Below are 15,248 nucleotides of genomic sequence, written 5' to 3'. Positions count from 1 at the left end.
ATTAGGTGAAAACATGAAAAAGTTTTTGGCGAATTTTGAAGAGATTGTAGGCGGGGTTCTTTTTATCATCATGTTGATTGTCTTGACGATGCAAATTTTCTCCCGTCTCGTTCTTGATCAGCCGTTAACGTGGTCAGAAGCATTAGCTAAATTTATTTTCATCTATGTCGGCTATTTAGCTGTATCCATTGGCATAAAAGAAAACGGTCATGTGTATATTGATTATTTTGTTGAGAAGATGCCAAAAGCGATACAAAGAGGCTTAAATTATGTCTTTCAATTTATCATTTTAATTGTTTTATTGCTGATGGCGTATATTGGCTATGAAATGGCTTTGCGCAAAGTGCCTGTTGATATTGTGGCATTAGGAATTTCTTATGTGTATATGTACAGTGCGCTTCCACTTCTTTCACTATTGATGATTTATCGTCTTCTTGAGCGCAACTATCAAGAATGGCGCAATATGAAGGAGGAGATTTAAATGGAAGTAGGCATCATTTTTATCGTCTGGCTACTACTTCTGTTTTTAGGGATGCCAGTTGGTTTTACGTTAATCGTTGCGGCACTCGCGTACTTCGCGATGACCGATTGGAGCCTCGTGTTCTTTTCTGGGGCGAAATTAATCGATAGTATTGATAGCTTTGCGTTACTGGCAGTTCCATTTTTCATCTTAACAGGGACACTCATGAATTCTTCAGGGATTACGGAACGAATTTTTGCTTTCGCAAAATCACTAGTCGGTCACTATAGTGGGGGTCTAGGGCATGTTAATATTATGGCTTCACTTATGTTCTCAGGAATGTCAGGATCTGCTCTAGCAGATGCTGGGGGTCTTGGACAGTTAGAAATCAAGTCGATGAGAGATGAAAAATACGATGATGACTATTCGGGTGGGTTAACCGCGGCTTCAGCAATTATTGGGCCAATCATACCACCGAGTATTCCACTCATTATTTATGGTGTCATTTCCGATCAGTCGATTGCTCGTTTGTTTTTAGCGGGTGTATTACCAGGTCTTCTCATGACGTTTTCGTTAATGGTTGTGGCTTACGTCTGGGCAAAAAAACGTGGCTATGCCAAAGCGCCAAAAGCATCAATGAAAACACGGTTTTATCACTTTAAACGCGCATTTTGGGCGTTGCTCACACCGATTATCATTATTGGGGGTATTTTCTCCGGGTTCTTCACCCCAACTGAAGCAGCCATTGTTGCCACCTTGTATGCAATGTTCTTAGGCTTCTTTATTTACAAAGAGCTGACATTCAAACTATTGTTTACAAACGTCGTTGAATCGATGAAGTTAACGGGTGTCGCGGTACTGATGATCATGGGTGTCGAGTTTTTCGGGCAAATGATTGCGCACGAACAAGTTGCGATCAAAGTTGCGGACTTTTTCTTGAACGTGACAGATAACCCAATTGTCTTGTTGTTATTGATGAATCTTCTACTTATTTTCTTGGGGATGTTTATCGAGTCACTAGCTTTATTAATCTTATTGGTACCAATTTTAGTGCCAGTCGTATTAGTAGCAGGTGTAGATCCTGTACACTTTGGGATTATTGTTATTTTAAACTTAATGATTGGGATATTGACTCCACCAATGGGTATGGCCTTGTTTGTTGTGTCACGCGTAGGTAATATTCCCGTTGCTACTTTAACAAGAGGCGTGATTCCGTTTATTATTCCATTAATCGTTTGTTTGCTGTTAATCACATTCTTCCCGCAAATCGCTTTGTTCTTACCGAATCTATTATTACCTTAAAAGAAAGTAGGAAATCCACATGCTTTTAGCCGTCTTTGATATTGGAGGAACAACTATTAAATATGGGGTTGGCAGTTCTGACGGAGAAATGATCGTTGAACGAGTAACTCCGACAAAGGCGGTCGAAGGTGGAGAAAAGCTAATTCAAAAGATAAAGATCCTAACAAAAGAACTTCAAGAAGTTTGGGATGTTGAAGGTGTAGCAATCAGCACAGCAGGTTCAATTGACTCTAGAGCAGGCGAGGTAATTTATGCGACGGAAACCATACCAGGCTATACTGGGATGAACGTTAAAAAAATACTCGAGACAGAACTTCAGCTTCCTGTAGAGCTTGAAAATGATGTGCACTGTGGTGCGCTTGGCGAACTATGGAAAGGTGCTGGATCAAAGTCTCGACATCTTTTGTTTTTAACGATTGGCACAGGCATTGGTGGCTCTCTTGCGATAGATGGTCAGATTTACAAAGGATTTGCACACTTGGCTGGAGCAATCGGCCATATGAATCTATATCCCCAAGGCCAACTTTGCTCATGTGGTCAAAAAGGATGCTTTGAGCAATATGCATCTACTAGTAGACTTGAGCAAAAGATCCAAGAGATAAACCCGAACTTACGAGTACCGGCATTTATGGAAGAGGTCAAGCAAGGGAATACCCAATCACTAGAAGTATTTCACGCATGGCTCACTGATTTAGTATTAGGTCTTCATTCTTTGATTTACATTTGGAATCCTGAATTAGTAGTTATTGGAGGGGGGATTTCAGCTCAAGGAAAGTGGCTAGAGCAAGAGATTGAAAAGGCTGTTTTTAAAAACTTGTTAGAACCTTTCAAAACCAACTTGGGCATTCGCTTAGCGGAAAATGGAAATCGTTCGAATATGTTAGGTGCCATTAAAAATTATGAACTACAGCAAGTGAGGCGAGGAAACTAGATGAAAACACACACAAAATTAGTCGGTATGAAACCGACGCTCTTGATGGCGCAAATGAAGGCAGATTTCACAAAGTCAGATACCAAAGTATACGACTACATTTCGGCGAATAAAGAAAAAGTTCTTTATCATTCGTTGACGGAAATGAGCGAAGCTTGTGGTGTTGCAGAAGCAACGTTATTGCGTTTCTTTAGAAAGCTGGACTATAAAGGATTTCAAGATTTCAAGTTTATGCTTGCTCAAGAAATTTCATCGACTGTCACAGAAGCTACTGAAGATACGTATGTAGATAAAGTGAAAAATAATGTGATTCAAGTTATCACAGATACTGCCGATGCGATTGATGGAGAACGACTAGATCAAGCAATTATGAGAATTGCTGGATCTGAAGATGTCGTGATTTTTGGGATTGGTTCATCTGGAATCGCAGCACTAGACATGCAAAACCGATTAATGCGTATAGGCAAGAATGCTAGCGTTATTACCGATTCACATTTCCAGATAATGCGAGCAGCTTCAATGACGGAAAAAACAGTCGTCATCGCTGTGAGTTTGACAGGAAGTACTAAAGATATTGTAGATGCTGTAAAAGCGTCTAAAAGCAATGGAGCAAGCGTCATTGCTTTGACGAGTTACACAAAATCCCCTTTGACGAAATTTGCTGATTTGGTCTTATTATCCTCATCAAAAGAAAGTCCGCTAGATAGCGGATCGTTAGTGTCGAAAATATCACAGCTGTATTTAATTGATCTTATCTGCACGGGCTTAGCAATGAAAAATGAACAAGAAGCAAAAGCGACACAGTTGAAAATCTCAGATAATATATCAAGTAAGCTTTATTAAATAACGAGTAAGCAGTATTCAATTATTGAACATTAGGGAGTAGTCATTATGGATAAACAGTTATTACTAACAAAACTAAAGGGCGGACTGATTGTCTCTTGTCAGGCATTAGAAGACGAACCGTTACACAGTTCGTACATTATGTCGAGGCTCGCAGTCGCAGCTCAAGAAGGTGGAGCAGTAGGGATAAGAGCGAATAGCTACGAAGACATTACCGCCATCAAACAACTCGTCGACTTACCGGTTATCGGCATCGTCAAGCGTGATTATGACGACAGTAACGTGTTTATCACAGCTACCTTAAAAGAAGTCGAAGAAGTGGTAAAGTCGGGAGCAGAAATTATCGCACTTGATGCAACCAATCAGTTGCGACCAAATGGGCAAAGTTTGGATGAATTCTACGAAGAAATCCGAAATGTATTTCCAGCTGTATTATTAATGGCGGACATTTCTACGTTCGAAGAAGGGATTAAAGCAAATGAACTCGGTTTTGACTTAATTGCGACGACACTTTCAGGATATACAGCGTATACAAAAGATCAAGTGCTTCCTAATACTGATTTGATCAAGTCTCTTTCCGAAGCAATAGATACTCCCGTGATGGCAGAAGGCGGCTATTGGAAGCCCGAAGAGCTAGAACAGGCGATGTCTTACGGAGCTCATGCATGTATTGTAGGATCTGCAATCACGCGACCAAGAGAAATTACAAAGCGATTTGTCTCAAGTTTAAACAAATAGAACACATCATGATAAAGGGAGCGGTTAGATGAAAGGCTTATTTACGGCGTTAATGGTCTCTTACGATAAAGATGGAGAAATCAACGAAAAAGGGTTACGCGAAATTATTCGTTACAACCTGGATGTTACAAAAGTAGATGGGTTGTATGTAAACGGCAGCACTGGTGAAAACTTCATGATTTCGACAGAAGAAAAGAAAGAAATTTTCCGTATCGTAAAAGACGAAGTAAAAGATCAGGTGAAATTAATCGCACAAGTTGGCTCTATCAATTTGAAAGAATCACTCGAACTTGCTAAATATGCCACTGATTTAGGTTATGATGCACTTTCTGCGGTTACGCCGTTTTACTATAAATTTGATTTTGAAGAAATCAAAAACTACTATAATACAATCATCAATTCAGTAGACAACAAAATGATTATTTACTCAATCCCGTTCTTAACAGGTGTCAATATTAGTATCGATCAATTTGCTGAGCTTTTCGAAAACGAAAAGATTATTGGCGTAAAATTCACAGCCGGTGATTTCTATCTATTAGAAAGAATGAGAAAAACATTCCCCGACAAATTGCTGTATGCCGGATTTGATGAAATGCTTCTTTCCGCGGCTGTTCTTGGAGTTGACGGTGCGATTGGCAGTACGTTCAACGTGAACGGACAACGCGCACGTGAAATTTACGAACTGGCAAACAAAGGCGAGATTGCAAAAGCAAGAGAAATCCAACACGAAACAAATGATTTCATCACAGAACTTTTAAACAACGGTCTCTATCAAACGTTAAAAGAGATTCTGAAAGAAAAAGGTGTAGACGCGGGCTATTGCCGTCAACCAATGAAAGAATTGACAGAAGAAAAAATAGAAGTTGCGAAAAAAATGGCAGCGAAATACTTTTAATATTTTTAATCACCAAAAACAATCTTCAGCTCTTTTAGTTTAAGTGTTGAAAACTTTAAAAGTAATGCCTCCATAATTTCGGGATGAACATGTGATTTGTGAAATCCTGAAGAGAATGGGGCATTTTTTTATGGAAATTGTATACGTATGCATAAATTTACGAAAGCATTTAATTAATTCTGTTGCTAAAGATTCATCAAAGGGGTTTGGAAGTTGAAAAATTTATTTGGAAAAGCACAGCAATTTGGAAAGTCATTTATGTTGCCTATTGCGATACTACCAGCAGCAGGATTACTGCTTGGAATTGGTGGATCTCTATCGAACCCGAATACAGTAAGTACTTACCCGTTTCTAGATATCGCATTCTTACAAGCGATATTTACAATTATGAGTAGTGCAGGAAGCATTATTTTTGCGAACTTGCCTGTCATTTTCGCAGTCGGGATTGCTATTGGTTTAGCACGTTCAGACAAAGGGACGGCCGGTCTCGCTGCACTTATCGGCTACCTCGTGATGAACGCATCAATTAATGGGATTTTAATCATCAACGATGAACTTGCTGTTGAGGCGTTATCCAGCGCTGGACAAGGGATGGCGCTTGGTATTCAAACGCTCGAGATGGGTGTGTTCGGCGGAATTATGGTTGGGATCATGACGGGGCTGTTGCATAACCGATTTAATAAAATTGAGTTGCCTCAGTACTTAGGATTCTTCGGAGGCTCTCGTTTTATTCCGATTGTGACTGCTTTTTCGGCCATTCTATTAGGAACGGCGTTGTATTTTATTTGGCCGCTATTCCAGCACTTGATTACTCAGGCAGGCGGTTTAGTTAACGCAACGGGTGTTATTGGCACTTTCATTTACGGCTTTATTCTACGAATGCTTGGTCCTTTTGGATTGCATCACATTTTTTATCTGCCCTTTTGGCAAACGGGGATTGGCGGTTCACTCGAAATTGGTGGTCAGCTCGTACAAGGAACACAGAACATTTTCTTTGCTCAGTTGAGTGATCCTTCGACTACTCACTTTTTTGAAGGAACATCACGCTTTATGTCTGGTCGCTTTATTACGATGATGTTTGGTTTGTTAGGTGCTGCATTAGCAATTTATCATACGGCAAAACCTGAAAACAAAAAAGTCGTGGGCGGGCTTATGTTATCTGCAGCGTTGACTTGGTTTTTAACGGGAATTACCGAACCATTAGAATTCTCTTTCCTCTTTATCGCGCCGGTCTTGTATTTAGTTCATGCGATTTTTGATGGTCTAGCCTTCATGATGGCGGATATTTTTAATATCACAATTGGTCAAACGTTCTCAGGAGGATTTATTGACTTTATCTTATTTGGAGTGTTACAAGGTCAGGATAAAACAAACTGGATATATGTGATTCCGCTTGGGATTGTTTGGTTCTTCATGTACTATTTTGTATTCAAATTTTTGATTAAGAAATTCAATTTCAAAACGCCAGGTCGTGAAGATGAAAAAATGGACGCACCCGCAGCAAATGCGGTTTCGGTTGATCCGCAACAGAGCCGTCCACATACCATCATTGAGGCATTCGGGGGACAAGCAAATATCGTGGATCTGGATAACTGTGCAACTCGCTTAAGGGTAACGGTTAAAGATCCAGAACTTGTACAAAAAGAGGCATTTCCTGCGACGGGTAGTAAAGGAATTATTATGAACGGAACAGGCGTGCAGGTTGTATATGGACCGCAAGTATCGGTTATTAAAAATGAAATTGAAGAGATACTTGAGCAATAACAGTAGAAATAATCAAACAGAGAATCCTGCCGAGTTTAACTATCGGCAGGATTCTCTGTTTTGTTGAACTGTAAAATCACAATGCATGAAAAGCGATTATTTCAAAACTAGCCAAATAGTTTTTCAACGCGTCAATGTCTTGCGCTGTACTCGCTAAAGCGACGTGACCATCCGGGCGAACAAGATACAATGCATTTTGCTGAAATCCTGCTTTCTTCATAGTAGCTTGCCACGCAAATTCATGGACCTCAAGCGACTGCATGTCAGCGAAGTCTTTTAGTTCTTGACTGGCTTTGCCATAAATATGGATTTGCCAATCAACCGATTGCAAGGCTTGAAAGTTACTGCTGTCAGCAAGTTCAATCCATGGCAAACGCATACCCCCAAAAATTTTCCCTGCCTTTCCTTTACTTAAGGCACTGTCCCTGTAGTTAATGTGAATTTGAGATAACACTTTAAAGGCGTTCAGTTTAGTAAGCGAAAATTTAAATAACGAAGGCACGACATACGGTACGATAAACTTACGCAATAAAGTGCCGCGAAGCTTTTGATTGATGATGGTTTGAAAGGCTTGATCAGTAGTCGCAACCAATCTCCGCGCAAAAGCAATCCGCTCCGTTTCATAAGTTTCGAGTAAGGATGGGGCAGCTTTTCCATGGAGCACTGCTGCGAGCTTCCAAGATAAATTGAAGGCATCGCCAATACCGGTATTCATGCCTTGTCCGCCTGCAGGGCTATGAAGGTGTCCTGCGTCACCTAATATAAAGCAACGTCCTTTGGAGAAATGCTCACTGACGCGGTAGTGGACGCGATAAGTAGAAAACCAGTTGACCTGTGACGTTTTTACTCCAATTTTCCTTTCGATATAATCGCTCATATGGTGGTATTCAACATCCGGAATCTCACTGAGTTCCTCAGGCACAACTCCAAGTATCCTTTTTGTGTGTGCGTTTCTCACAGACATATACAACATAAAACCGTCATCATCCATATACATATCCATTTTTTCCATTTCCACTTCTGATTTTTCGGTTTCGACATCGGCGACGAAAAATAACTGCTTATACGTACCACCGGGAAATTCAAAGTTCAGTCCTTTTCGTACCGTACTTCCCGCACCGTCGCATCCGCATAAATAAGCGAAATCAGCAGTTTCTTCAGGGGCTCCTTCTTTTTTTAAAACCGCGCGTATGCCTTCTCCGGTGTCCACAAAAGAAGATAGTTCCGTATTCCACTCCACGCTAATTCCGAGTTTTTTCAATTCATCAACGAGAATTTCTTCGTGTTCATCTTGAGGCAAGCTAAGGATCAATGGAAATGGGCTCAAGCCTTTACCAAAATCGTGAAACTTCAAATTGGCTTTGACTTCTTTCCCATCACTCAAATCAAGTGACAAAATGGGTTGCCCTTTCCTGACGATTCTATTGGATAAGCCGAGCTGCTGGTAATGCTCTAATATCCGTGCATGCACAGCGAGTGCACGAGACGCTGTACCGGTTCCGGACTTTTTTTCGATGATCCGAAAAGGAATATGGAAGCGTGCTAGGCTGTAAGCAAGATCAAGTCCTGTTGGGCCTGCTCCTACGATTAGTACTTGTGGTTTCACGATGAAGACCTCCTATCGAATAGAACAACTAATTGGTATGAGAATGTATTCGTTTAATTTAAGGAAGTATCGATAAAGAATAGAGAAACGCAACTGCAATGAGTTGATCGAATTTTGTTCCAGCCTACCGAGACGTTTTCTAAAGCTGGTGAAAAAATTATCTAGTACTGCTACTATATCCTTAATCAGACGAGTTCAAGCAAATTCGCGCTAAAAAATTGTAATCCTATAGAAAGCAGCGAGCCGCAAGAGAGAATTACTTCGCTGTTTTTTTATCTAATTTCCCAATTATAGGAACTTTCCTTCTTTTGGTTCGTAAAGTAAAGGGAAGAAAATTTATGGAGGCGAGTTTATGTCAAAACCAGCAATGCAATTGGTCAATTTAAAAAAGACCATTGGGAAAAAGCCAATTATTAAAGGGTTAGATTTTGAAATTCAAGCAGGAGAAGTGTTTGGATTTTTAGGGCCAAACGGAGCGGGCAAGACGACAACCATTCGCATGATGGTCGGCTTAATCGATATTACAGAAGGTGATGTGCTGATTGAAGGAAAAAGCATTAAAACCGATTTTAAAGGAGCCATTCAACATGTTGGAGCAATTGTCGAAAATCCCGAAATGTACCCATTTTTAAGTGGTTGGAACAACTTAAAGCAATATGCACGAATGGTTAACGACGTTACGGAAGATCGCATGAAACAAGTGATTTCACTCGTTGGGTTGGAACATGCGATTCATGAAAAAGTAGGAAGGTATTCACTTGGTATGCGCCAGCGTCTAGGGATTGCACAAGCATTGCTGCACGGACCGTCGATTTTGATATTAGATGAGCCGACTAACGGTCTCGATCCTTCTGGAATTCGAGAAATTCGTAAATACATCCGCAATTTAGCTGAAAAAGAAAATGTCGCGGTCATCGTATCGAGTCATTTACTAACAGAAATTGAATTGATGTGTGACCGGATTGGTGTCATTAAAAATGGGGAATTGATTGCGATTGAAGCGGTTCGGAGCGTCCAAAACGATGAAGCGTTAAAAGAAGTATTCATTGAAGCAGAGCCACTTGAATCTGCTAAAATCTATTTGGAAACGCAGACCACAAATAAAATTGGCGTGACGGCAAAAGAGCTGTCCATATCCATTAAACACGAAGAAATTCCCGCTGTTTTAAAGAGTTTAATCGAACAAGGAATTAATATTTACGGTGTTCGTGTGTTACAAGCAACGTTAGAAGATAAATTTTTTGACTTGATTGGAGAGAATACCATTGAGTAATTTTATGAACTTAATCTGGAACGAGCAAATCAAATTATATGCCCAAAAATCGACATGGATTATGTTTATTGTTTTAGCACTTATTGTTATAGGCGGCGGACTGATAACCAAATTTATGGGTCCTGAAACTGATTTTAAAGAATACGGAGACAATTGGCAGGAAGAAGTGCAGGCGGAAAATACACAGCTGGCGACTGAAATGGAGGAAGATGAATTTCTGCAATTTTCCAATCCGGTGATTATTGAAGAAAACAACTATTATCTAGAAAACAATATTAAGCCGCAGCCTTATGACGGCTGGGAATATGTGTTAGAAAATAGTTTTCTTTCATCAGTCATTAGCTTGTTTACTATTATTGTCGCAGCAGGAATTATTTCAAATGAATTTAAATGGGGCACGATAAAGCTATTGCTTATTCGTCCGATTTCACGCACTAAGATTTTGTTTTCCAAATATGCCTCGGTGTTAATTTTCGCACTGACGTTGCTCGTTTTCCTGCTTGTCACTTCTTTAGTTGTTGGAGCCATACTATTCGGCCTTAACGGGGTGAATCCTTCTATCGTGCAGCAACAAGCGGGTGGCTTTGGTCAAAATGGCGTGTTAGGTGAAATTGTGCAAGATTACGGATTGAGTCTCATAACACTCGTTATGATGGCAACTTTCGCATTTATGATTTCTGCCATTTTTAGAAGCAGTAGCATGGCAATTGGCTTAGCGATTTTCTTAATGATGGCGGGCAATGCGATTGTTGCGTTCCTCTCACAGTACGGATGGTCTAAGTACATTTTGTTCGCCAATACGAATTTAAAGCAATATATGGACGGTGCAGAGCCACTGATTGAAGGCATGACACTAACGTTCTCGATTGTCGTTTTGTTGGTCTATTTCGCCGTGTTCATTGGTGCAGCGTGGACTGCGTTTACTAAACGGGACATTGCAGGACAATAAATCAAATATAGGATTAACATTAGGAGGATGATGATGAAACGAACAGCAGAAATTGTATTAGCCGTTATCGGTGCCTTGGGTTACGTATTTACCGCAGCTTTAGGTGGGTTTATGATTTGGCTTCAGAACAACAAAGGGTTAATGGAAGAGGTGTTCAATGAAACGATTGAACAAAATCCTGAACTTGGTATGAGCGACATGGAAGTTATGCTAGATGCATTAGGGACGGGCGGCTGGTTGTTCGCAATCGCTTCTGTTGTGGCCGTGATTTTAGGGATTGTTGCGATCGTTTTCCTAAAAAGCAACAAAAAGCCGGTAGTGGCTGGCATCATCTTTATTGCGACCGCAGTGATCGTCGCAATTGTGACAAGTGGAGCCGGTATTTTGGCTGGACTCTTTTATCTTATTGCGGGCGTAATGGCTCTTGTTCGTAAGCCTAAGCAAGTGATTGAAGAATAAGTGTGAACTGAAAAGACAACCTGGAAGATATCAGTGTATCTTCCAGGTTGTCTTTTTTAACTTAATGAAATTGGTGAAAAGAGGGAGGAAACTATGAATCGGTTTGATATGAGTTTTAAAAATAACAGAGTACGCGTCTATTTTGCTACAATGATCCCGTTAATCATCGGAGCCATCTTATTGTATCTATTTTTACCGAATGAGCTTCAGCTGATCTCGACGTTATTGGTGATTATTGGAGTGATTACTTATTATATTTGGCTAATTCTCGATCGAAAAAAACAAAAGGGAGGTAACTAAATCAGTTAGTAAGCAAACGCGCAGCTTAGTATTAGAATTTCTTTTAAGTTTTCTGAAAAATATGTTAATATTAAATCGTTTATAAGTGTTGTTCACGTTTATTTTGAAAATTTTAGCAGTAGGTGAAGCAGTAAGCCGAATATGTTAGAAATCGAACGAAGAAACTTTTGGGAGGGATTTAGATGAGTCAAGAATCGTGGTTACCAACGTTAAAGACGGATACACCTGAGGAAGGGTACGAATTAGCAGTGAAATTGGCACGTAAAGCTGTAGGAATGACGCAACCAGATGAAAGTATCCGTAAAAAGTTACGTCCAGTCTACGCAAATAACGCAGATAGTTTAACTTTAGCTTCCCAAGTGGTGGCGATCAATTTTCAAACAGTAGCTGCAGCTAATGATTATTGGAAAGAGTAAGTACTAGTAAAAAATTGATCGACCGTCGATTAAAGTCTGATTTTCCAGCACTAGCCGAATACGAAATAATCGATGTGAACAGCATAACCCCCACAAAGAATCATTTTCTTTGTGGGGGTTATGCTTTTTTTAGTGATCTTCACGTACTTTTTTATCGCCAATCATAAACGTCAAGATGAACATCATCACGTATAGCGACAAGATAATACCGAACGTATACTGATGATTTGCGGTCACGTCGTAAACAACTGCAATCAAAAGTGGCAATAGTCCACCTATGATAAATCCACCGGTTTGCATCATGGCCGTCCAGGAACTAGCTTCTTCAGCTGTCTTTGTTTCATCTAGTGGCAACAGCAGGGCAATCGGGAACAATCCGCCAAGCGGAATACCCATAATAAAGGCACCTGTCCACATGAGTGGATGAATCCCTGTCCAAAACAAGGCGACTGCGAGCGTCCCTGCAACTAGCATAAGCAACAACCAAAACTTCCGGGCGGGAAAACGCTCCATGAGCAACGGCAGAAGGATGTTCAAAAACAGTTGAACGGTCGTCATAATGCTAAGCAACAATCCTGCCTGCAGCAAGGTCATTCCAGCCGCAACCGCAATTGGTGCGAGCCATGTAATGATCGAGAAAAACGCAGATGACTGTAACCCGAAGAATAATAAAAATAGCCAGGCCTTCCGTGTTTTCCACGGAGATCGTATTTTTTTCTGATGCTCTTTCGCGACAACGGAATCGAGTTGACGTACTTCGATAGGTCCTTTCATCGCGAAAAACCACGCAACTAAACCAAAAAGTGTCAGCACAGACCAGCTACTAAGCGCCAACAAGTAGGACCCGGTTCTATCAAAAAACACAACGGTTAATCCGGCACTAGCTGCAGAACCTACTCCCATACCGAGTGAGTAAACGCCAATGACGGCTGCCGCGCGATCCGGGAAATACTGTTTAATCATCGCGGAAAGAAGGGGGCCAATTACCGCAATCGCGATACCAATAATTAATGCGGTCCCGATTAAAACGATAAAGCTGGAAACAAAACCTCGTAACGCAGTCATGAGTCCAATCAAAATGAGCATCGCATAAATCGTCCGTTTTAATCCGAATTTCCGGTTTAATACGGGAGCCATCGTGGCAAAAACACCCATACAAATAACTGGAACCGCCGTCAACAAACTAACTTGTGCATTAGACAAGGTCAGTTGCTCACGAATCGTTTCAAGCATGGGACCAATTGATGTGATGGCGGGTCTCATATTGATAGATATCGCAAAAATAGCGAAGATAATTAGAACAGACTTTTGCTTGCTTATGTTATTGAGCATATACTGGTTCCTCTATCTATCTATTTATTTGCTGTATAGCTTTTTCTAATGCGAACGTGCGTTAAAAAAACTATACTAGCTCTATTCCATACTATAGTAATTCATTACCACTTTCTATAAGGTAAGAACTTTCCATTCAATGTTAAAACGACACGATCTCCTTTTGGATCTTCTTTTTTCTGCATATCCAGTTCAAAATCAATCGCACTCATAATGCCTTCGCCAAATTTTTCTTGGATGAGTTCTTTAATGGTAGGACCGTATACCAATACCATTTCGTACAACCGATATAGACCTGGATCAGTAGGGGGCATTTGTATGGCGTCGCCTCGGAATGGGATTTGCGTCAAAGCTTGTACGACTTCTTCATCAAGATCTAATAATGTTCCTATTTTTTCAGCTTCTGGACGAGTCATTGTAGCTTGTCCTAATAAAGCAGTGACGATCCAACTTTCAGCATTTTCACTTTCCATAGCGATTTCGTTCCATGTTAATCCTTTTGCAAATTTAGCGTCAAGTATTTTTTGAGTTGCTTCTTTTCTATTCATTTATAAAAACTCCCTTTTCATTTCATTTATTTTGATATAAGTGGAACGGATGCTCCTGAGCATCTCCTCTAGTGTGCACTGTATTTTACCGATTTTTAGTATAAGACACTGACAACAAAACGTCTTTCTAGAGTGATTGCTCCAATTCAACAGATCTTGCTAAATCTTTGTATCCATCAACGATGACATCCAGTTTGCCTGTCTGCGGGTCAATAACAAGACCGTGTACGGGAATATCTTTAGGAATGAGTGGATGGTTTCGAACTAATTCGGTGTTCGCAGTTATGGAGTCAACGACGTCATCAAATCCGAACAACCATTTGTGCAGGTCAACACCCGCATATTCGATAGCAGAAAGAACCATCGGAGAAGTCACACCGCGATCGACCATCTTTTGCAGTGTTCCTTGTGGATTGCTTTGGCTCATGCCGCATCCATGATGTCCAATAATGTAAATCTCTTCAGCATTCAGTTCGTATACTGAAGTAACAATACTGCGCATCATGCTGCCGAACGCATGGCTAATAGTTCCGCCTGCATTTTTAATAATCTTTGCATCCCCATTGTGTATATCTAACGCTTTTGGAAGCAACTCAATTAAACGAGCGTCCATGCATGACACGACAACCATTCGCTTTTGTGGCATTTTAGTAGTTTCATAAGGTACGTATTCTTTTTTTGCTACGAACTGGTCATTGTGCTCTAAAATTTCCTGTAGTAACATTCATATAACCTCCTTTTGGTTTATATCTTATTTCTTTAGGAACGAACTAAATGTATATGGCTAAACAATTAGTGAAACAGGATATAAACCAAGTATAGATAGTCGTAGACAAAAGAAGAATAAGTTGGCGAATCGCTTTTGGACGTTCAACTTTCATGATGAAAGGGTTGGGAATTATCATTGATCACATAGATTTTGAGATACTGGCATTATTAAAAGAAAACTCCAGAATACAGTGGAAAGAAATTGGACAAAAAGTACACATGACTGGGCAAGCTGTGGGAAATCGGATTCGAAGGTTGGAAGATATGGGGATTATTGAACAGTACACAATCGCCATAAATCGCGTAAAGCTAATACAGCCGATCACAGCATTTATCACGTTCTTCGTCGAAACGACGGATCACAAAACCTTTCATGACTTTTTTAAAGCACAAGAGGCCATCTCTGAAGCGCACCGTACGAGCGGAGATGGCTGTTATTTATTGACTGGGCATTTTGGTTCGAATGAAGAGCTGGAGATGTTCCTCGAACGTCTTTTAACATACGGAAATTATCGTATTAACTTATCAATAGGTAAAATTAAGTGACGGGGTCAAGATTTTCCACTGTTTGTGTATTTTTATTTTGCTAATATGAAAATGAATCATTCAGTAGTAACCTATACTTTCTGGACAGTCTGAAAAGGCAGCTAGCGAAATTCGCTAG

Annotated in this window: 17 protein-coding genes; 13 read left to right on the top strand and 4 right to left on the bottom strand. The window is 40.3% G+C overall.

Features of this window, described 5'->3' with window-relative positions:
• Positions 1 to 13: 13 nt before the first annotated feature.
• The 7 genes from QMF37_RS09470 to QMF37_RS09440 all read left to right on the top strand — a co-directional run bounded on the left by QMF37_RS09470 (position 14) and on the right by QMF37_RS09440 (position 6,933).
• Positions 14 to 481, top strand: a complete 468-nt coding sequence (locus tag QMF37_RS09470; RefSeq protein WP_283478086.1) for a TRAP transporter small permease — start codon at positions 14 to 16, stop codon at positions 479 to 481.
• The gene (locus QMF37_RS09465) at positions 482 to 1,762 is read left to right on the top strand and encodes a TRAP transporter large permease (RefSeq protein ID WP_283478084.1); all 1,281 of its coding nucleotides are present in this window, start codon (positions 482 to 484) and stop codon (positions 1,760 to 1,762) included.
• 19 nt (positions 1,763 to 1,781) lie between these two features.
• On the top strand, positions 1,782 to 2,693 hold the full coding sequence (locus QMF37_RS09460; protein ID WP_283478082.1) for an ROK family protein: 912 nt from the start codon (positions 1,782 to 1,784) through the stop codon (positions 2,691 to 2,693).
• Entirely contained in the window at positions 2,694 to 3,536 is an 843-nt protein-coding gene (locus tag QMF37_RS09455; RefSeq protein WP_283478080.1) for a MurR/RpiR family transcriptional regulator, read from the top strand.
• Between the two features lie 48 nt (positions 3,537 to 3,584).
• Entirely contained in the window at positions 3,585 to 4,274 is a 690-nt protein-coding gene (locus QMF37_RS09450) for an N-acetylmannosamine-6-phosphate 2-epimerase (protein WP_283478078.1), read from the top strand.
• Positions 4,275 to 4,302: 28 nt separating this feature from the next.
• Complete coding sequence (locus QMF37_RS09445; protein WP_283478076.1) at positions 4,303 to 5,169, top strand: N-acetylneuraminate lyase; 867 nt, start codon at positions 4,303 to 4,305, stop codon at positions 5,167 to 5,169.
• A gap of 213 nt (positions 5,170 to 5,382) precedes the next feature.
• Positions 5,383 to 6,933: a PTS transporter subunit EIIC gene (locus tag QMF37_RS09440; RefSeq protein ID WP_283478074.1), complete on the top strand. Its 1,551-nt coding sequence runs from the start codon at positions 5,383 to 5,385 to the stop codon at positions 6,931 to 6,933.
• Positions 6,934 to 7,009: 76 nt separating this feature from the next.
• On the opposite strand, the gene QMF37_RS09435 is transcribed toward QMF37_RS09440, so the two are convergent.
• Positions 7,010 to 8,539, bottom strand: a complete 1,530-nt coding sequence (locus QMF37_RS09435; protein WP_071152781.1) for an FAD-dependent monooxygenase — start codon at positions 8,537 to 8,539, stop codon at positions 7,010 to 7,012.
• Between the two features lie 352 nt (positions 8,540 to 8,891).
• Here QMF37_RS09435 and QMF37_RS09430 point away from each other — a divergent pair, with 352 nt between their 5' ends.
• From QMF37_RS09430 to QMF37_RS09410, 5 genes are all read left to right on the top strand, one after another.
• Entirely contained in the window at positions 8,892 to 9,812 is a 921-nt protein-coding gene (locus tag QMF37_RS09430) for an ABC transporter ATP-binding protein (protein WP_058384093.1), read from the top strand.
• Positions 9,805 to 10,761 (top strand): ABC transporter permease, encoded by a 957-nt coding sequence (locus tag QMF37_RS09425; protein WP_071152780.1) that lies wholly within the window; start codon positions 9,805 to 9,807, stop codon positions 10,759 to 10,761. The genes QMF37_RS09430 and QMF37_RS09425 overlap by 8 nt, the downstream gene beginning before the upstream one ends.
• Positions 10,762 to 10,794: 33 nt before the next feature.
• Positions 10,795 to 11,220 (top strand): DUF4064 domain-containing protein, encoded by a 426-nt coding sequence (locus QMF37_RS09420; RefSeq protein ID WP_071152779.1) that lies wholly within the window; start codon positions 10,795 to 10,797, stop codon positions 11,218 to 11,220.
• Between the two features lie 93 nt (positions 11,221 to 11,313).
• The gene (locus QMF37_RS09415) at positions 11,314 to 11,520 is read left to right on the top strand and encodes a hypothetical protein (RefSeq protein ID WP_071152778.1); all 207 of its coding nucleotides are present in this window, start codon (positions 11,314 to 11,316) and stop codon (positions 11,518 to 11,520) included.
• 182 nt (positions 11,521 to 11,702) lie between these two features.
• Complete coding sequence (locus tag QMF37_RS09410; protein ID WP_071152777.1) at positions 11,703 to 11,936, top strand: hexameric tyrosine-coordinated heme protein; 234 nt, start codon at positions 11,703 to 11,705, stop codon at positions 11,934 to 11,936.
• A 129-nt stretch (positions 11,937 to 12,065) separates the two neighbouring features.
• Here the strand turns inward: QMF37_RS09410 and QMF37_RS09405 are convergent, their stop codons facing one another.
• The 3 genes from QMF37_RS09405 to QMF37_RS09395 all read right to left on the bottom strand — a co-directional run bounded on the left by QMF37_RS09405 (position 12,066) and on the right by QMF37_RS09395 (position 14,540).
• Entirely contained in the window at positions 12,066 to 13,268 is a 1,203-nt protein-coding gene (locus tag QMF37_RS09405) for an MFS transporter (protein ID WP_071152776.1), read from the bottom strand.
• 104 nt (positions 13,269 to 13,372) lie between these two features.
• Positions 13,373 to 13,816, bottom strand: a complete 444-nt coding sequence (gene cynS, locus QMF37_RS09400) for a cyanase (protein ID WP_071152775.1) — start codon at positions 13,814 to 13,816, stop codon at positions 13,373 to 13,375.
• 127 nt (positions 13,817 to 13,943) lie between these two features.
• On the bottom strand, positions 13,944 to 14,540 hold the full coding sequence (locus tag QMF37_RS09395) for a beta-class carbonic anhydrase (RefSeq protein ID WP_071152774.1): 597 nt from the start codon (positions 14,538 to 14,540) through the stop codon (positions 13,944 to 13,946).
• Positions 14,541 to 14,698: 158 nt separating this feature from the next.
• On the opposite strand from QMF37_RS09395, the gene QMF37_RS09390 reads away from it, so the two are divergent.
• A complete protein-coding gene (locus QMF37_RS09390; protein ID WP_058386820.1) occupies positions 14,699 to 15,130 on the top strand; it encodes an Lrp/AsnC family transcriptional regulator in 432 nt (143 codons plus the stop codon).
• Positions 15,131 to 15,248: the final 118 nt, after the last annotated feature.

This window comes from Planococcus sp. S3-L1, from assembly GCF_030063085.1.
Taxonomy (GTDB): Bacteria; Bacillota; Bacilli; order Bacillales_A; family Planococcaceae; genus Planococcus; species Planococcus kocurii.
This window is presented reverse-complemented; position numbering and strand designations above follow the sequence as displayed.